16 protein-coding genes are annotated in these 18612 nt (G+C 63.9%); 4 read left to right on the forward strand and 12 right to left on the reverse strand.

Going from position 1 to position 18612, the window contains the following annotated elements:
* Positions 1–137: 137 nt before the first annotated feature.
* The 4 genes from AC1DS5_RS00965 to AC1DS5_RS00980 form a co-directional block, all read right to left on the reverse strand.
* Positions 138–1046: a phosphoribosylaminoimidazolesuccinocarboxamide synthase gene (locus tag AC1DS5_RS00965; protein WP_477716374.1), complete on the reverse strand. Its 909-nt coding sequence runs from the start codon at positions 1044–1046 to the stop codon at positions 138–140.
* Between the two features lie 120 nt (positions 1047–1166).
* Entirely contained in the window at positions 1167–2231 is a 1065-nt protein-coding gene (fba, locus tag AC1DS5_RS00970; RefSeq protein ID WP_011485500.1) for a class II fructose-bisphosphate aldolase, read from the reverse strand.
* 115 nt (positions 2232–2346) lie between these two features.
* Positions 2347–3744, reverse strand: a complete 1398-nt coding sequence (locus AC1DS5_RS00975) for a histidine kinase dimerization/phospho-acceptor domain-containing protein (RefSeq protein ID WP_477716375.1) — start codon at positions 3742–3744, stop codon at positions 2347–2349.
* A complete protein-coding gene (locus tag AC1DS5_RS00980; protein ID WP_477716376.1) occupies positions 3741–4433 on the reverse strand; it encodes a response regulator in 693 nt (230 codons plus the stop codon). The genes AC1DS5_RS00975 and AC1DS5_RS00980 overlap by 4 nt, the downstream gene beginning before the upstream one ends.
* A gap of 163 nt (positions 4434–4596) precedes the next feature.
* On the opposite strand from AC1DS5_RS00980, the gene AC1DS5_RS00985 reads away from it, so the two are divergent.
* Positions 4597–5343: a phosphatase PAP2 family protein gene (locus AC1DS5_RS00985; RefSeq protein ID WP_477716377.1), complete on the forward strand. Its 747-nt coding sequence runs from the start codon at positions 4597–4599 to the stop codon at positions 5341–5343.
* Between the two features lie 366 nt (positions 5344–5709).
* Here AC1DS5_RS00985 and pyk read toward each other — a convergent pair whose 3' ends face one another.
* The 6 genes from pyk to def form a co-directional block, all read right to left on the reverse strand.
* The gene (gene pyk, locus AC1DS5_RS00990) at positions 5710–7143 is read right to left on the reverse strand and encodes a pyruvate kinase (RefSeq protein ID WP_477716378.1); all 1434 of its coding nucleotides are present in this window, start codon (positions 7141–7143) and stop codon (positions 5710–5712) included.
* A gap of 231 nt (positions 7144–7374) precedes the next feature.
* Positions 7375–8568, reverse strand: a complete 1194-nt coding sequence (locus AC1DS5_RS00995) for a phosphoglycerate kinase (RefSeq protein ID WP_477716379.1) — start codon at positions 8566–8568, stop codon at positions 7375–7377.
* A 300-nt stretch (positions 8569–8868) separates the two neighbouring features.
* On the reverse strand, positions 8869–9204 hold the full coding sequence (locus AC1DS5_RS01000; protein WP_477716380.1) for an AzlD domain-containing protein: 336 nt from the start codon (positions 9202–9204) through the stop codon (positions 8869–8871).
* Positions 9201–9968 (reverse strand): AzlC family ABC transporter permease, encoded by a 768-nt coding sequence (locus tag AC1DS5_RS01005; protein ID WP_477716381.1) that lies wholly within the window; start codon positions 9966–9968, stop codon positions 9201–9203. The genes AC1DS5_RS01000 and AC1DS5_RS01005 overlap by 4 nt, the downstream gene beginning before the upstream one ends.
* Before the next feature lie 7 nt (positions 9969–9975).
* Positions 9976–10953: a methionyl-tRNA formyltransferase gene (gene fmt / locus AC1DS5_RS01010; RefSeq protein WP_477716382.1), complete on the reverse strand. Its 978-nt coding sequence runs from the start codon at positions 10951–10953 to the stop codon at positions 9976–9978.
* A gap of 138 nt (positions 10954–11091) precedes the next feature.
* Positions 11092–11613 carry a peptide deformylase gene (gene def, locus AC1DS5_RS01015; RefSeq protein WP_477716383.1) on the reverse strand — a complete coding sequence of 174 codons (522 nt, stop codon included), beginning with the start codon at positions 11611–11613 and terminating at the stop codon, positions 11092–11094.
* A gap of 198 nt (positions 11614–11811) precedes the next feature.
* Between def and AC1DS5_RS01020 the strand changes: the two genes are divergently transcribed.
* From AC1DS5_RS01020 to AC1DS5_RS01030, 3 genes are all read left to right on the forward strand, one after another.
* On the forward strand, positions 11812–13032 hold the full coding sequence (locus tag AC1DS5_RS01020; RefSeq protein WP_477716384.1) for a LysM peptidoglycan-binding domain-containing protein: 1221 nt from the start codon (positions 11812–11814) through the stop codon (positions 13030–13032).
* A gap of 99 nt (positions 13033–13131) precedes the next feature.
* Positions 13132–14259, forward strand: a complete 1128-nt coding sequence (gene dprA, locus AC1DS5_RS01025; RefSeq protein ID WP_477716385.1) for a DNA-processing protein DprA — start codon at positions 13132–13134, stop codon at positions 14257–14259.
* A 79-nt stretch (positions 14260–14338) separates the two neighbouring features.
* Entirely contained in the window at positions 14339–14854 is a 516-nt protein-coding gene (locus AC1DS5_RS01030) for a Smg family protein (RefSeq protein ID WP_477716386.1), read from the forward strand.
* A 340-nt stretch (positions 14855–15194) separates the two neighbouring features.
* Here AC1DS5_RS01030 and AC1DS5_RS01035 read toward each other — a convergent pair whose 3' ends face one another.
* Together AC1DS5_RS01035 and secF are read right to left on the reverse strand one after the other, a co-directional pair.
* Positions 15195–17612 carry a DUF1631 family protein gene (locus tag AC1DS5_RS01035; protein ID WP_477716387.1) on the reverse strand — a complete coding sequence of 806 codons (2418 nt, stop codon included), beginning with the start codon at positions 17610–17612 and terminating at the stop codon, positions 15195–15197.
* Positions 17613–17639: 27 nt separating this feature from the next.
* A complete protein-coding gene (gene secF, locus AC1DS5_RS01040; RefSeq protein ID WP_477716388.1) occupies positions 17640–18593 on the reverse strand; it encodes a protein translocase subunit SecF in 954 nt (317 codons plus the stop codon).
* Positions 18594–18612: the final 19 nt, after the last annotated feature.

The following is an 18612-nucleotide window of genomic DNA, read 5'->3' on the forward strand; positions in this document are numbered from 1 at the left end:
GCAAAGCCGGACCCTTGCCCCCACTGGGTTTGATGTCTTGTTAAGCAGGGGCCGCGGAACGGGCTTTGCCCGGCCGCAGGCGCCGCCCCCCTTGGGGGTTCCGGCTACACGAAGTGAGCCGAGACAGGGGGGGCTCTTTAACCCGCCAAGCGGGTTAAAGCCTCCTGATATTTGGCCGCGGTTTTGGCAATCACGTCGGGCGGCAGGTGCGGCGAGGGCGGGGTCTTGTCCCAGGGCTTGCCGTTGATGCGCACGGCCTCCAGCCAGTCGCGCACGAACTGCTTGTCATAGCTCGGCGGGTTTAGCCCGGCGGCGTAGGCGGCTTCGTAGCCCTCGATGGGCCAGTAGCGTGACGAGTCGGGCGTCAGCACCTCGTCCATCAGGGTCAGCGTGCCGTTTTCATCGAGGCCGAACTCGAACTTGGTGTCCGCGATGATGATGCCCTTGGTCAGCGCAAAGGCCGCCGCAGTCTTGTAGATTTCGATGCTGATCTTTTTGATCTGGGCGGCGAGCTCGGGACCCACCACCTTCTCCACCTGCTCGTAGCTGATGTTCTCGTCATGCTCGCCGACCTCGGCCTTGGCGGCCGGCGTGAAGATGGGTTCCGGCAATTGGCCGGCGTTTTTCAGGCCGGCCGGCAAGGGCACGCCGCAGACGGACTGGCTGTCCTGGTATTCCTTCCAGCCGCTGCCGGCCAGGTAGCCGCGCACCACGGCTTCCACCGGAAGGGGTTTCAGGCGCTTGACCAGCATGGACCGGCCGGTGACCTGGGGCAGCTCCGCGGCCGTGACCACGCTTTCAGGCGCCTCGCCCGTGAGGTGGTTGGGGCAGATGTGGCCCAGCTTGGCAAACCAGAACAGCGCCATCTGGGTGAGCAGCGCGCCCTTGCCGGGAATCGGCTCGCCCAGGATGACGTCGAACGCGCTCAAGCGGTCGCTGGCCACCATCAGCAGACGGTCCTTGCCCACGGCATAGTTGTCGCGCACCTTGCCGCGGGCGAGCAGGGGCAGGGAAGTCAGGGCGGAGGTATGGAGCGCAGCAGTCATCGCTTGAAGGTCTTGGTGGGTGGAAAAGTGAAAAAGCCCGCGCGGCTCAAGGCATGCACGGGCTTTGGATTATCGCCAATCCGGAAGAAGCGGGAAAGGGCGGGAAAGGGCGAAGCTGGCTTAGTGCACGACCTGGGCCAGTTCGCCCTTGGCGTATTTGGCTGCCACGACCGACAGGCTCTCGCCCTTGATCTTGCTGGCCTGGCCCTCGCAGCCGAACTCGATGTAGCGCTGCTTGCAGATGGCCTTGGCGGCGGCCGTGGCCGGCTTGAGCCATTCACGCGGGTCGAATTTGCTGGGGTTTTCGGCCATGAATTTGCGCGTGGCAGCCGTCATCGCCAGGCGGATGTCGGTGTCGATGTTGATCTTGCGCACGCCAAACTTGATGGCCTTCTGGATTTCTTCCACGGGCACGCCGTAGGTTTCTTTCATGTCGCCGCCGTAGTTGCGGATGATGGCCAGCAGGTCCTGCGGCACGCTGGACGAGCCATGCATCACCAGGTGGGTGTTGGGGATGCGGCGGTGGATTTCCTTGATGCGCTCGATGGCCAGGATGTCACCGGTGGGCTTGCGCGTGAACTTGTAGGCGCCGTGGCTGGTGCCGATGGCAATGGCCAGCGCGTCCAGCTGGGTGCGCTTGACGAAATCGGCGGCCTGCTCAGGGTCGGTCAGCAGCTGGTCGTGCGTCATGACGGCATCGGTGCCGTGGCCGTCTTCCTTGTCGCCCTGCATGGTTTCCAGGCTGCCCAGGCAGCCGAGTTCGCCCTCGACCGAGACGCCGGTGGCATGGGCCATTTCAACCACCTTGCGGGTGACGTCAATGTTGTAGTCGTAGTCGGCAATGGTCTTGCCGTCGGCCATCAGCGAGCCGTCCATCATGACCGAACTGAAGCCCAGCTTGATGGCGCCCAGGCACACGTCGGGGCTCTGGCCATGGTCCTGGTGCATCACCACGGGGATGTGCGGAAAGCTCTCGACGGCGGCCTGGATCAGGTGTTTCAGAAAACCCTCGCCGGCGTATTTGCGCGCACCGGCGCTGGCCTGCATGATCACCGGGGCGTTGACTTCGTCAGCCGCCTGCATGATGGCGGTGACCTGCTCAAGGTTGTTGACGTTGAAAGCCGGAATGCCATACGTGTTGACTGCCGCATGGTCCAGCAGCTCGCGCATCGAAACGAGTGCCATGTTCGAATCCCCAGAAAGTTAAAACGCTGTAAAAAACGGTGGGTCCTGCGGATGGCCAGACAGCGCAGGCGCTGCATTCAGGGGCTGTAACCGCGAAGTAACCAAAGGCTCGATTCTACCGTTTGCCGGAGGGCGGCTTGTGTAGGTCAGGGACGACAAAAGTCAGGCGGTAGCAGCGTCCGCCGGTCGCAGAAGCAGTGGAAGCTGCGGAAGTGGCGGCGGGCGCCAGCGCAAAGCTGCCGCCATGGATATCCATGACGCGGCCCACAATTTTATGCCCCAGCCCCAGCCGCTCGGTGGAGCGTGGCCGGGCACTCTGGCCGTTGCTGCTGCCGGCGCCGTCATCACACACCTCCAGCCATGCCCGCCCGGCGCCGGCGCCCCACTGGACGGACACGGCGGTGCCACCCGGGGTGTGCTGCAGGGCGTTGTCGATCAGGTTGCGCAGCGCCAGCTCCAGCAACAGCGGGTGCGCAAGCACCTGCAGCCCTTCGTCGCCGTGCACGCTCAACTGGTGCCCGCTTTTCCATGCTGCCTGCGCATAAGCAGCCACCACCTGCCGGGCCCATGCGCCCAGGTCCAGCAGGCTCATCTGCTGCTGCAGATCGGCCCGGCTGGCACGCGCCAACGCGAGCAGTTGGGTGATGACATGGCCGGCCCGCATCGCGTCGGCGCTGATTTGCAGCAGCGCTTCCTCGCGGGCCTGCTCGGGCAGGGAATTTCGCAGCGAAGCGGCCTGCAGGGCAATGGAGGACAGCGGGGTACGCAATTCATGGGCGATCTCACTGGCAAGTTGCCGCTCCCGTTCCAGTGCCGCCTGCTGCTGGCCCACCAGCCGGTTGATGGACAGGACCACCGAATTGAATTCACGGTAGGGATGGCGGGCCTGCAGGCGCCCGGCCTTGTCGACCTCCAGTTCGGCCACGTCGCGGGACAGGGCCTGCAGCGGGCGCAGCCCGCGCCAGATGGCGGCGCCCAGCGCCAGCGCCACCACCGGCAGCAGCCACAGGCCGGGTTCGGCGACCTGGCCCGCCAGGTCAGCGGCCAGCTCGTCTCGCTCCTCGGCCTTCACCAGCACCATCACCTGCCGGCTGCCGGTGCTGTCCCATTGCGAAAAGCTTCGCCAGGCCACAGCCGGCGTGCCCAGCTGCAGATCCGCAAAACCATCACGCCTGGCAAAGCGCGGCAGCGGCGCTTCCCCGGAGCGGCTCAGCAATCGCCCGCTGGCGTCCCAGGCGACAACACTCAGCGAGGGCTGGTAGTCGTGGCTTTTCAGTGCGGGACTGGCCGTCCGGTCCGTTTCGTGCGCAGTCTCGATGAACTGCGGAAGGTTCAGGTTGATCATCAGGGCGGCCGTGCCGACGAGGTTCCCGTCGGTCAGCTCGGCCGCTTCATGGATACCGGTGCGGTAGCCGACCACGATGAAGCTGCCCCAGACCAGGAACAGTGCTGCCAGCACCCACAGCAGCAGGCGGCGGGTCAGCGAGGCCTGCCGGTTCGCCGACCGCTTCATGCCCGGTCATCCTGCGGTATGAAATAACCCACGCCGCGCAGGGTCTGGATCAGCCCCTCGCCCAGCTTGCGGCGCAAATGGTGGACATGCACCTCCACCGCATTGCTGCCCACGGCGTCCTGCCAGTTGTACAGGCGCGCTTCCAGCTGCTGGCGCGACAGGACCCGGCCGCGCGATTCCAGCAGCAACAGCAGCAAGGTGAATTCACGCGGCGCCAGCTCGACCCCCTGGCCGGCGCGCAGCACGGTGCGGGCAGCGGGGTCAATCACCAGCTCGCCATGGACCAGCAAGGGATGGGCGCGGCCTGCGGCGCGGCGCAGCAGCGCGCGCATGCGGGCTTCCAGTTCATCCAGGTCAAAGGGTTTGACGAGGTAATCATCGGCGCCCAGGTTCAGCCCCGAGATACGGTCGGCCACCTGGTCACGCGCCGTCATGATGAGCACCGGTGTCAGCGGATCCGGCAGCCGGCCATCGGCGCTTTTGACCTGCCGGATACGCTGCAACAGATCGCCGCCGTCCCCGTCCGACAGGCCAAGGTCGAGCAGGACCAGGTCGAAAGGCTCGCTGCACAGCACCATCCAGGCGGACGCTACCGTGTCGCACACATCGACCGCATATCCCCGTTGCTGCAGATTGGTCCGCAGGCCCGCGGCAATACCGGCATCGTCTTCGACCACGAGAATTCGCATATTCCTATTGTCGACGCTCCGGCGCATTGCCGGCCGTCCGCGTGCTTGGGTGCTTTGGTTGCTTCAAGTAGCTCATGTTGAGCTCATATTGGCTTGTCCAGCTTAAGGATTGGTTAAGGCGCCCCGGCTATCGTGCGGTCTCCGCCTGGCACTCAACCCCTGCATGACCCCCTCACCCCCCGCCTCACCTCCCGGCCGCCCCGCTGCGCCCCGTCTTTTCCTCTGGTCCGTGTGCAGCCTCCTGTTGCTGATGCTCTGGGATTATTCGGGACTGGACCTGTGGCTGGCGCACTGGTTTGGGTCGGCCCGGGGATTTCCCCTGCAAGACCACTGGTTGTGGCGGGGACTGCTGCATGACGGCATCCGTCCCCTGCCGTGGCTGCTCGAGCTGGGCTTGCTGGCAGGCATTGTCTGGCCGGTTGGCGCCCTCAGGCAACTGGCGCCCGAACGGCGGGCTCAGCTGGCCCTGACCACGCTGCTTGCATTGCTGGCGATTTCCAGCATCAAGCTGCACAGCCACACCAGCTGCCCCTGGGACCTGCAGCAATTTGGCGGCGTGGCCACGCATGTGTCGCACTGGGCCTGGGGCGTTTCGGATGGCGGCGGTGGACACTGCTTTCCAGCGGGGCATGCCTCGGCAGGCTTTGCCTTTCTGGGCGGCTTTTTTGCCTTTCGGCATGCCCTGCCCACCACAGCGCGCCGCTGGCTGGCCGGCGCGATGCTGGCAGGTTTTACGCTGGGCCTTGCACAGCAGGTGCGCGGCGCCCACTACATGAGCCACACCCTCTGGACCGCGTGGCTTTGCTGGGCCACGGCGGCCCTGGTGGAGAACATCGTCAGCCAGATGCTTTCACAAAGGCCGTCACCGGCTCGGGCACAGGCGCCCACGCTCGCAACATTGAAGCCATAGATACCAGCAGGGGCCGCGGGACTGGCTTCGCCAGACCGCAGGCGCAGCGGCCCCCTCGGGGGGCAGCGACCCACACGAAGTGGGGGAGCGTGGGGCTAAGAACCTGTTTACGATCTAAACGAGGCCGCGTTGGGGTGCAATCGGGATGAGTGGGGCGCCCAGGTCCGCCGCATGGGCTAATGCCCATGCAAGGGCCCGGGTGGCTCAATCGCCCGATTTCACCCCAACCCAAAGGGCAAGCGCCTTCTCGGGCGGTCTGCGGCGTTGCGGCGCTTGCCCATAGCCCAAGCTATGGGCGGCGCACCGCGCCTTGCATCTCATCCCGAGAAGGTGCTTGCGCGGCCCCGTTTAGACCGTAAATAGGTTCTAAGCTACTCGGCAGATCTTGAGCATGTTGGTACCGCCGGGCGCACCCATGGGCTCACCGCAGGTGATGGCATAGACGTCGCCACTCTGCACGATGTTGCGGCGCAGCAGGTGGCCTTCGGCCTGTGCCAGAGCGGTGTCGCGATCGGCGCTGGTGTCCATGAGCAGGGGGCGCACATTGCGGTACAGCGCCATCCTGCGCTGCGTGGCCAGGTGCGGGGTCAGGGCATAAATGGGCACACGGATGTCATGGCGGCTCATCCAGAGAGGCGTGGAGCCGCTGTCCGTCAGCGCCACAATCGCCTTGGCCCCCAGGTGGTGGGCCGTGAACAGGGTGCCCATGGCAATCGACTGGTCGATGCGGGTGAAGGTCTTGCCGGTGAAGTCCGCTTCCAGTTCCTTGTACTCGGCTTTCTCGGCTTCCACGCAGATCTTGGCCATTTCCTCCACCGTCTCGAGCGGATATTTGCCGGCGGCCGTTTCCGCGCTGAGCATCACCGCGTCGGTGCCGTCGAGCACCGCATTGGCCACGTCGCTGACCTCGGCGCGCGTGGGCACCGGGTTGACGATCATGCTCTCCATCATCTGCGTGGCGGTGATGACGACCTTGTCGTACGACCGGGCCAGCTTGATCATGCGTTTTTGCAGGGCCGGCACCGCCGCATTGCCCACTTCAATCGCCAAGTCGCCGCGGGCCACCATGATGGCGTCGCTGACGCGCAAGATTTCTTCAAGCTTGGGAATGGCTTCGGCCCGCTCGATCTTGGCGATCAGGCCGGGCTTGTGCTTGTAGGGCGCAGCGGCCACATCGCACAGCTGGCGCGCCATTTCCATGTCGGTGGCATTTTTTGGAAAGCTTACGGCCACATAGTCGGCCCGAAAGCTCATCGCGGTCTTGATGTCTTCCATGTCCTTGGCCGTCAGCGCGGGCGCCGTCAGGCCGCCGCCCTGCTTGTTGATGCCCTTGTTGTTGGACAGGTCGCCGCCGAGCTTGACGATGGTGTGCACTTCCTCGCCGCGCACAGCCTCCACCGTCAGCACAATCAGGCCATCGTTGAGCAGCAGCACGTCGCCCGCTTTCACATCCCGCGGCAGTTCCTTGTAATCCAGTCCCACGCCCTTGACGTCGCCGGGTTCGGTGCGGGAGGCATCGAGGATGAATTTCTCGCCGGGCTCGAGCCGCACCTTGCCTTCGGCAAACTTGCCGACGCGGATTTTCGGACCCTGCAGGTCGGCCATGATGGCGACTTCACGGCCGGCGCGCTGGGCGGCTTCGCGCACCAGCTTTGCCCGGTCGACGTGGTCCTGCGCCGTGCCGTGGCTGAAGTTCAGGCGCACTACATTGACCCCTGCGCGAATCATTTTTTCCAGCAAAACGGGGTCGCTGGAAGCAGGCCCGAGGGTGACAACGATCTTGGTAGCGCGACTTGGCATGAATGTCTCCTGTAATTTAGTTCCCGATTTTCACACGAAAAAGTTACCAAACCGGTACCAACTGCAGCGCACACGCGGGCCGGCGGGATGGCGGCCCCTTCCGGCACGTCGGTGCAGGTCAGCCGTGCGGCTCAAAAAAAAGGGCGCCGCAGCACCCTTTTTTGAGACAAACAGATCGATAGCACCCATGAAGCCGAGGCTTCACGCTACCAAATCAGGAGCGCAACGGCGTTAGCCGGCGGCCCGCTTCTGCAGGATCTCGAAGGCCGGCAGCGTCTTGCCCTCCAGCACCTCCAGGAATGCGCCGCCACCCGTGGAGATGTAGCCCACCTGTTTCTCAATGCCGTATTTGGCGATGGCGGCCAGCGTGTCGCCACCACCGGCAATCGAAAAGGCGCTGCTTTCGGCGATCGCGCGGGCAATGCCTTCGGTACCGCGCGAGAAGGCGTCAAATTCGAACACGCCCACCGGGCCATTCCAGACAATGGTGCCGGCCGCCTTGAGCTGCGCCGCCAGCCGGGCCGTGGTCTCCGGACCGATATCCAGGATCAGGTCATCGTCGGCCACGTCGGTGGCAGCCTTGACGGTGGCCGGCGCATCGGCGGAGAAGGTCTTGGCCGTGACCACGTCGGTGGGGATGGGCACGGCGGCGCCGCGCGCTTTCATGGCCTCGATCACGGCGCGGGCCTCGGGCAGCAGGTCGGCCTCCGCCAGGCTTTTGCCAATCTTCAGCCCTGCGGCCAGCATAAAGGTATTGGCAATGCCTCCGCCCACGATCAGCTGGTCGACATTGCGGGCCAGAGACTTGAGGATGGTCAGCTTGGTCGAGACCTTGCTGCCCGCGACGATCGCGACCAGCGGCCTGCGCGGGTTGGAAAGCGCCGTTGAAATCGCATCCATCTCGGCGGCCAGCAGCGGCCCGGCGCTCGCCACTTTGGCATATTGCGCGATGCCATAGGTCGAGGCTTCGGCGCGGTGGGCGGTGCCAAACGCGTCGTGCACAAAGATGTCGCACAGGGCGGCCATCTTGCGGGCCAGCGCTTCACTGTTTTTCTTCTCGCCGGGGTTGAGGCGGCAGTTCTCCAGCAGCACCAGCTGACCGGGCTGGACGTCCACGCCGTCCACCCATTGGGTGATCAGCGGGATCTCGCGCTTCATCAGTTCACCCAGGCGTTTGGCCACAGGGGCGAGCGAGTCGGCCGGCTTGAATTCGCCCTCGACCGGACGCCCGAGGTGGGAGGTCACCATCACGGCCGCGCCGGCATCCAGCGCCATTTGCAGGCAGGGAATGGAGGCGCGTATGCGCGTGTCTTCGGTGATGGCGCCGCTGTCATCCTGCGGCACATTCAGGTCGGCACGGATGAAAACGCGCTGGCCGGCGGCCTTGCCGCTGGCACACAGGTCGGAAAAACGGATGAAATTCATGAATCGCTCGCAAGTGAAAAAGCTGGCCAACGCGGCCAAGGCCTTAAATTGTAGGTCGGTGTATAGGCCCCCCCCGTCCAGTCTCACTTCGTGTAGCCTGTTCCCCCCTCAGGGGGCGGCGCCTGCGGTCTGGCAAAGCCAGTCCCGCGGCCCCTGCTGGCGTGAAATCGGGCGACGGCTGAAGTTAGGGACTCTTCAACCAAGCATGAGCCCCGGAACCGGCTTTGCCGGGCCGGAGGGCGGGCGGCCCCCTCGGGGGGCAGGGAGCTACACGCAGTGAGCGACCGTGGGGGCTCTAGCTCACCAGCCCAGCCCCATGTGCAGCGGCAGGTAAACCGCCATGCCGGCGAGGATGGTGCCCAGCACGCCGTGGCGCCAGTAGTACCAGGCGGTGCCGGCCACCACGGCAAACAGTCTGGCGTCTTGCCAGGTGGCGATCAGGTGGCCCTGCGTCATGACCATTTCCGGCACGATCACCGCCGCCAGCGCCGCGATCGGCGCATAGTGCAGCCCGCGCTGCGCCCAGGCGGGCAGCGTCCAGGGTTTGCTGGAGAGGAAGAAAAAGGAACGGGTGACGACGGTCACCAGCGCCATGCCGATGATGGTGGCCACGGTCCAGAGATCGGTCTTGCTCACAAGGCCCCTCCTGTTTCACCCGTTTCACCGGTTTTGACAGGCTTTGGCGAGGCGGCCTGCGCCCGCATCGGCTTTTCCAGCATCAGGCAGACCGCCACCGCAGCCGCGATGGCCACCAGGATGTTGAGCTTGAGCGGCAAGGCAAAAGCCGCCACGGCAGCCGCACCGGCCACCCCGGCGGACACGACGCGCAGCCGCGTGGTGGCCAGCGAGCACATGATGCCGAGCAGCGCCAGGATGCCGGCAAAGCCCAGCCCCCACGACAGCGGGATGGCATTGGCCAACGCAATGCCGAGCAGGCTGGCGCCCACCCAGCTGGCCCAGTTGATGGCCGAGTTACCGGCCAAGTACGCCTCCTGCGCACGCCGGGCGACCGGATCTGTCGTGGGATGCGGAAAGCGCTTGGTGAACAGCACATAGCTGAGATCGGCCGTCAGGTAGCCGCTGAGCATGCGGCGCCAGATGTTCTGGTGCATCACATAGGGGCGCAGGTGCGCGCTGAACACCACGAAACGCAGGTTGACGCAAAACGCGGTGGCCAGGATGACCCACATGGGCGCACCGGCGGTAATCAGGGGAACGGCCGCCAGCTGCGAACTCCCGGCAAAAACCAGTACCCCCATGAGCAGGGCTTCGGTCAGGCTCAGGCCCGACTTGATCATCGCCACCCCGGTCATCAGGCCCCAGGCGGCAATACCGGGCGCGACCGAAGCCAGGTCGCGCACACCCACCCGAAACTCCGGGTGCTTGAACAATGAACTCACAAAAACCTCATTCCGTCTGAGTGGGATTGAAAACCATGCCGGGACGGATCTCGAACCCGCGCAAAAAATCGGCCGCATCCAGCGCCTTGCCGCCCGCTTTTTGCAGGCGGGTCACGCGCACCAGGGCATCGGCGGCGCAGATGTCGATGCCCTCGGGGCCAACGGCAATCACCTGGCCGGGTTGCGCGCCCACCGGCCTGACCGCACCGGCCGGCACCGCTGCGCGCCAGAATTTGATGGTTTCGCCGCCCAGGACACCGGCGGCGCCGGGGAAAGGATTGAAAGCGCGAATGCGGCGCTCGAGCGTGGCCGCGCTACGGGTCCAGTCCAGCAGCGCCTCGTTTTTCTCGATCTTGTGGGCGTATGTGACGCCCTCGGAGGGCTGGGCAAGGGGCTGGAGCGCGCCGCCTGCGGCCAGCTCCAGGGCGTTCACGATCAGTCGCCCACCCAGCCCGGCCAGCCTGTCGTGCAGCGACGCCGTCGTGTCCTCCGGGCCGATGGGCAGCTTCTCCAGCAGCAGCATGTCGCCCGTGTCGAGGCCGGCGTCCATCTGCATGATGGTGACGCCGGTCTGTGCGTCACCGGCTTCGATGGCCCGGTGAATCGGTGCGGCGCCGCGCCAGCGCGGCAGCAGCGACGCGTGAATATTCAGGCAGCCCAGCTTCGGCGCATCCAGAACCCACTGCGGCAGGATCAGTCCGTAGGCCGCCACCACCATCACGTCGGCCTGCGCCGCATCAATGGCGGCCCTGGCGGCCGCCGCGTCATCGGGATATTTGCCGTCCAGCCGCAGGCTGCGGGGCTGCGCCACCGGGATCTGCTGGCTCTGTGCCCACTGCTTCACGGCCGACGCCTGCAGCTTCAGGCCGCGCCCGGCGGGACGGTCGGGCTGCGTCAGCACAAGTGGGATGTCAAAGCCGGCGGCCTGCAGACTTGCCAGTGCCACGCGGGCAAACTCAGGGGTACCGGCAAAAATGACGCGCATGGGGCAGGATTCTAAAGACTCACTGGGGGAAACCCGGGTGGACGCCTGCAAAGCCCCGGAAATGGGATCCCCCGGAAAATCCTGGCCGGGAGCGGAAACCCGCAGCGGAAGGCAGCCTGCCTGTGCCGCAGTGGCGCTTCAGCGGGCGGACTCCCGCTCCTCGTCTTTTTTCTGCTTGATCATCTTGGTCTTGATGCGGTTGCGCTTCAAGGGGGACAGGTATTCCACGAACACCTTGCCCATCAGGTGGTCCATTTCATGCTGGATACACACCGCCAGCATGCCCTCGGCGGCATGAACCTGCAGCTTGCCGTCCAGATCCAGTGCCTGCACCTTGACCGCGATCGAGCGCTCGACGCCGTCATAAATGCCGGGCACCGACAGGCAGCCCTCGTCGCCCACCCGGGTTTCGGGGCTGGCCCACAGGATCTCGGGGTTGATCAGCACCAGGGGTTGGTCGCGGTTTTCGCTCACGTCAATCACGATGAGGCGCTCGTGCACATCGACCTGCGTGGCCGCCAGGCCAATGCCTGCCGCTTCATACATGGTGTCAAACATGTCGCTGGCCAGTTGGCGCAGGCGGGCATCTACGGCGCCCACGGGCTTGGCAACCATGTGTAAACGCGGGTCGGGATAACGGAGGATGGTCAATTGAGTCATGGATGCAAATGGTCAGGTGTCGCTATTTTCGCCACTTTTCCTTGTTTTTGCGCATTCCGATATTCCCAGAATCGCGTAATCGTTGCTTAATCAAGGGCTTAGGTACAAAATCGTTAGTAATTTATCAAGATAAGAACACGGCTTTTTTCATCCAGGGAGAACCGTGCCAGGCTGGTTTTAGCGCTTAAGGCCTTCAAGATGCAAACTATTTTTGGTCGTTTCAGTCATATTTCAATAGCCGCCTCCATGGTTGGCACGGCCCTCTGGGGTGTCACCCCCGGCCTTCATGCGCAAAATTTCCCCATTACCCCCAACCAGAAGGCCACGGCCACCCAGGTTGCCGAGGCCGGTGTTCCCCTGAGCGAGCTGGCGCCCAATGCGCCTGACGAGTACACCGTCAAACGGGGCGATACGCTGTGGGCCATTTCGGGCCTGTTCCTTAAAAGCCCGTGGCGCTGGCCCGAACTGTGGGGCATGAACCTGCAGGACATCCGGAATCCGCACCGTATTTACCCCGGCCAGCAGCTTTACCTCGACAAGACCGGCGGACGTGCCACGCTGCGCACACGCCAGGCGGCAGACGGCCCGCCCACCGATACCATCCGTGTCTCACCCCGGACGCGCTCCGAAGCGCTGGCTGACGCGGCGATCCCGACCTTGCCGGCCAACGTGATTGAGCCCTTCCTGGCCGAACCCCTGATTGTGGATGCGGCCACCTTTGCCACGGCCCCGCGCATTGTGGCCGCCCAGGAAGGCCGCGTCCTGCTGAGCCGGGGCGACCGCGCCTACGCACGCGGCGCTTACAGTGACGGCGTGACCGGCAAGACCCTGAGCGACGCCAAAGGCGAACCGCTGGACTACCGCGTGTTTCGCAACGCCACGCCGCTCAAGGACCCCATCACCAAGGAAATCCTGGGCTACGAAGCCCAGTTTGTCGGCAAAGCCGAGTTGGTTCGCGGCGAATCCAGCCGCGGTGGCGACGACAAGACACCGTCTGAAATCGTGCCGGCCACCATAGACATTGTGGTGACCAAGGAAGAAATGCGGATAGGCGACCGCCTGATTGCCGAGCCACCGCGTGAGTTGCTCAGTTATGTGCCCCATGCGCCCATCCTGCCGATGGAGGGCCAGATCGTCTCTGTCTATGGCAGCGCGGTCCAGTACGCCGCGGAAAACCAGGTGGTGGTCATCAACCGGGGCCTTCAGGACGGGCTGGAGCGCGGCAATGTGATGGCCATCCTCAAGAATGGCGAGCGCCTGACTGATCGCACCGATCAAGCCAAGCCCCAGATCAAGCTGCCCAATGAGCGCAACGGCCTGCTGATGGTTTTCAAGACCTTCGACAAGCTGTCCTACGCGCTGGTGCTGCAAATCGTTGACGGCGTCAAGGTGGGCGACCGCTTCATCAACCCCAACTGACCACCAGTCCCGATCCAACGCCTGCAGCCAATGCTGCAGCGCCCAGCGGCCCGAGCGGCCGTTGGCGCCTCTTCGCAGGCCGGACGGGTTTAACTTTCCTTGGACACACAAGAACTCGGCGCCTGGTTGCGCCTGACCCTGACGCCCGGTGTCGGCAACGAGACCGCGCGCCAGTTGCTGGCCACTTTCGGATCAGCCCAGGCGGTTTTCGGGCAGACGACGGCCACCTTGCGGGCGCTGGGCTCCGAGCGGCTAGCCCATGCCATCCAGACGGAACCTGCGCAACTGGGCAGCCTGCTGCAGACCACACTGGACTGGCTGCAACAGGCGGACGACCGTCGTATAGCCACCCTGGGGGATGCCGCCTATCCGCCGGCCCTGCTCAACATCGAAGACCCCCCTTTGATGCTCTACATGATGGGCAGTCTGGTCAAATCGTCACCGGCAGCCGGCCCGGCCATGGCCAACAACCTCGCCATCGTCGGTAGTCGCAACCCCACCCCACAGGGCGAGGCCAATGCCCGGCAGTTTGCAAAAGCACTGAGCGGCGCGGGCTTGTGCATCGTGTCCGGTCTGGCGCTGGGCATAGACGGCGCTGCCCATGACGGGGCCCTGCTCGGAGGCGGGCAGACGATCGCGGTGGTGGGTACCGGGCTGGACCGGGTTTATCCGAAGCGACACCTGGCCCTGGCACACCGCATTACCCAGCAAGGGCTGCTCATCAGCGAATTCCCGCTGGGCACACCCCCGCTGACAGGTAATTTCCCGAAACGCAACCGCATCATTTCCGGGCTGTCCCGGGGCACGCTGGTGGTGGAAGCGGCACTGCAATCGGGCTCGCTGATCACAGCGCGGCTGGCTGCCGAGCAGGGCAAGGAGGTCTTTGCCATTCCCGGTTCGATTCATTCACCGCAGTCCCGCGGTTGCCATGCGCTGATCAAGCAGGGCGCCAAGCTGGTGGAGGTAGCGCAGGACGTCCTCGAAGAATTGAATCTGCCGCGCACCGGCTTGACCGACAGCCCGAACAGCGCCTCCGGTCTGCCGGTGCCCGATGCCGGGGATCCGCTCATTGCAGCGCTGGGCTTTGATGCCGTCAGCCTGGATGCCCTGCAGGCGAGGACCGGCCTGGATACCGCCCGGCTTCAGGCGGACCTGCTGGAGCTTGAGCTGCGCGGGCAGGTCGCGCGCCTGCCTGGGGGTCTGTTCCAGCGCGTGGCGGCCGGCTGATACGGCAATATCCAGCGTCATCAACGATGATTGACACGGGCTTGACACCGGCGCTCGTATCTGCGTTATATTGAGGCATATGTTTGAAGTACTGGTGTACGTTTACGAGAATTACTGGCAAGGTGACGCCTGCCCTGAACTTCAAAGACTGGGGCGCAAACTCACCGCGGCAGGATTTGACGCCGAAGAAATCCAGGCGGCCCTGGTATGGCTTGAGGGCCTGAATACTGCGGCCCAGGGTACGCAGATCAGCCTCGCCGCCAAGCCATCCTCCGGCCTGGCCGACCCTGTCGCGGCGCCTGCGCTCATTCAACCTCAGTCCGCCAACAGCCTCCGGATTTATTCCGTGGCCGAGCAGACGCATCTGGGCGCGCAAAGTCTGGGATTCGTCAATTTCCTGGAATCGTCAGGCGTATTGCCTCCGCACATGCGGGAGATCGTCATTGACCGCGCAATGGCCGCCCCCGGAGACCCTGTCACGCTGGATGACCTGAAAATCATCGTCCTCATGGTGTACTGGAGTTTCGGCGAGGAGCCCGATGCGTTGATCCTCGACGAATTGTGCGACGACACGGAATTTCGGCTGGCGCACTGAGTGGCTGAGGCCCCCACGGTTGCTCACTGCGTGTAGCTCCCTGCCCCCCGAGGGGCCGCTGCGCCTGCGGTCTGGCGAAGCCAGTCCCGCGGCCCCTGCTGGGTTGGAGAGCACCCATGCTCGCTCACTGTGTAGCTCCCGATGCCTTGCAGGCTGCGGCTCGCGGGACGCTTCGCCTCTGTCGCCTGTCCAAACCCGCTCAAGCAGGCCTGGATCCGCAAGCTCCAGCTCCTCGGGGGCCGAACATGCTTGTTGGGGCGGCCCTTTGCGGCGTTCGGCCTGAGGCCCTCACCCCTGCCATCGGTTCATCCTGAGGATCCGAAAAGAATGCCCGGGCGTTTTAGCTGAGCAGGCGCTCCGGATTGGCGTCCAGCTTGGCCAGGGCGTCGCGTGTAGCGCGCACTGTGAGCGCTTCTTCTTCCGTCGGCACCAGCAAACCCGCTTGCAGGTAGGCGGCCAGGCGACGCGCCTGAATCAGGAAGTTGCGGCCATCGGACGCCGCAAACAAATGCAGCTGCTTGCGATCACTGCACCAGGCAAACTGCACGTGGCTGATTTTGCCGCTGTGGTCCAGGCTGAACCAGCTTCCCAGCTGCAGTTCCTGGACCCAGGCGCGCATTGCTTCCGTAGGCTGGCTGCCGCCATCGGTAATCACCTCGATATCGGCGGCATCAATGCCGATCATGGTGACCAGGCTGTCCGTATCGAGTGGCAAATCGCCCACATCCTCGTCGGACAAATAGTCCTCCAGGTTGGCCAGCCGCCGGGCCATGGCATCAATGCGTTCCATCGAAATGGCGTCGGTTTTCGACATGAAGGCGTCTGCCAGCGTGTCGCTGATGACTTTCAGGTGATGGTCCTGATCGGAGGGGGCCAAGCCGAGCATGGACATGCCCAGGCGCAGGAGTTGCAGCAGCTTGGGCAAGTCGGCAATGACACGGGCACGGTCGTTGCGGTTCGGCTTGGCGCTGGCGGCCCAGACGAGGTCGGCCGCCGCCTGCTTGAGCGTGATCGTTTCGGTGTGCTGCGGGCCGTTTTTCATCGCGGCAATGGCCAGGACTTCGGCCCAGACCTTGAACAGGAACTCACGGATTTCAGCGCGCACCGGCATATCATTGAGCATGCTGCGCATCTCAATGGTGTACTGGATGACCATGGTCTCTTTTTGCTCGACCTGCTGGGCCACGCTCACCACGCGCGCGGCGCTTCCCTGTTCCGAGAGGAATTTGGACAAAAACTTCTCGAACTCGTCGTAGACAAGCTGAAACACCCGCCGCCCGGTTTCCGGATACTGCTCGATCACCTGCACGACCCGCCGGATCTCCGCCTCCATGGCGCCGCCTGACACCGTGACATCGAACCCCAGGACGCAGGAGCCCATGCGGTCAATCAGCCGGCGGGTGGGGTGCTGCAGGGATCCAAAAAACTCCGGCTCGGAAATCGCAACCCGCAGCACAGGCATTTGAAGCCGTGCAAACCAGACGCGTATTGCCGGTGGAATCCGGTCCTCGGCCAGGATGCTCTGGAACATCAAGGCCACGATCTCAATCGTTGCCTTTTCCGATGAGGTGGATGCCGCCTGTTTGAGGGCACTGGTGCGCTCCCGCAGCGCGCCAGCGGCACGGTCGACATGCGTCTGGTCATACACCTGGCCTGGCCCATCCAGCAGCAAGGTGCGTTCATGGCTGGTTTCTTCCGCCCGTTGCACCGTGGCCATTGCCTGGACCAGCCGCGGGGACGCCTGCTGCGACCGCGTGTCATCAAAACCTGCCACCTGATCGGACAGCAGGCGTTTGAGGTGCCCCATCACGCCCTGAGCCCGCATGCGCGCCCTGGCCAGTGGCGTGGTGGCGGTCTGCATCCGTGTTTCTTCATGGATAGGGTGGCCCGAAGTCGAGTTCTCCGCCCCCTGCGCTGCACCACCCTTGCCGCCGGGCCCGCTTCCGCTTCCGCTTCCGCTTCCACTTCCTGTTCCTGTTCCTGTTCCTGTTCCTGTACCTGTACCTGTACCTGTACCTGTACCTGTATCTGTACCGCCGCCAGATTTATCCTGACCCCTGGCCTGCTCGGCAGCAGGTTTTGAGGGCGCATTCGTCCCCGGGGCGGAAGGTGTGCGTTTGACGAGTCCCCGCAGATCGATTTCTGCCATCACCCCCTGCTGGATCAGAAACTCGTTGGTGGCATGATAAGTTTCGAGCAGATGCGCAGCCAGGTTTTTCTGGATGAGGTCCTGAACCGTCAGCCACACATCGCGCGGCAGAAGGGCCTGGCTCCACTGTTCAACCAGATGCTGTGCCAGCACCTCGGGGCGCAGGACGTCCTGTTTGTGCAGCTCGTCAATACCTTCGAGGTTCTGCACCCGCAAGCGAAGGTCGTTGAGCTCCCAGCTCGCAACATCCAGCAAGCGCAGGGCCAGGCGAGAGGCAAGAATCTTGTCCTCCATCACCTCGTTGCCCATGAGCTCAAATTTGATGCTGCTGTTCGTGAATTTTGTCTGGGCACCCGCCAGTGGGACGGATTGCGCTTCGGTCCACGCGCGCGTGGTGCCGCGGACCCAGGCTGAACCGCTTTTCTCGAAGGCCTGCCAGGCTTCGCGCCGGTCCTGCATTTCGCGGGAGCCACCCGGCTCGTCCCTCATCGCCGCCAGCCGGCTCTCAATGGCTTTGGCCAGCTCGGGCAATATTCTTGCGGCACGCTCCGTGAACAAAGCACGTGCCTGCTCGACCAGAAGAGTGTTCTTTTTGTTACTTGGAGCCACGACCGCCCTGAATAATTAGCCTATAGCTTACACCGTGGCACCTGCATTGGGATCGTTGGGATCTTCTTCTTTTTTTGCCGGCCCCTTGACCAGATCTTCGCGCCGGATGCCCAGCCACATGGCGATGGCGGCAGCCACGAACACCGAGGAATAAATGCCGAACAAAATGCCGATGGTCAGGGCCAGGGCGAAGTAAAACAGGGTCGGCCCACCGAACAGCAGCATGGACAGCACCATGATCTGGGTCGAGCCGTGGGTAATGATGGTGCGGCTGATGGTCGAGGTGATCGCGTTGTCGATGATCTGCATCGTGTTCATCTTCCGGTAGCGGCGGAAATTCTCGCGGATCCGGTCAAAAATCACCACGGATTCATTGACGGAATAGCCCAGCACCGCCAGCACGGCAGCCAGCACCGCGAGGGAAAACTCCCACTGGAAGAACGCGAAAAAACCGAGAATGATGACGACGTCATGCAGGTTGGCAATGATGGCCGCCACCGCATACTTCCACTCAAAACGGAAGGCGAGGTAGACCATGATGCCGAACACCACCATGGCCAGGGCCTTCAGGCCATCATGGGCCAGTTCTTCGCCCACCTGGGGGCCCACGAATTCCGTGCGGCGCAGCGTCACATCGCTGCTGGCCGCTTTCAGCGCCGCCAGCACTTTTTCACTTTGCTGGGCGGTGCTCACACCCTTTTGGGCCGGCAAACGGATCATCACATCGCGCGAGGTTCCGAAGTTTTGCACCTGCACATCGGTCAACCCCAAACCAGCCACGGTCGCCCGGATTTTCCCGACATCCGCCGCCTGCGTGTAGTTCACCTCCATCAGGGTGCCGCCGGTGAACTCCACCGACAGGTGCAGGCCCCGGGAGAACAGGAAAAACACAGCCAGCGCAAACGTCGCGAAGCTGATGATATTGAAGATCAGGGCGTGCCGCATGAACGGGATGTCACGCCGGATTTTGAAAAATTCCATCGAGGGTCCTTGAGAAGCT

Source organism: Polaromonas sp. P4_H1, assembly GCF_056400945.1.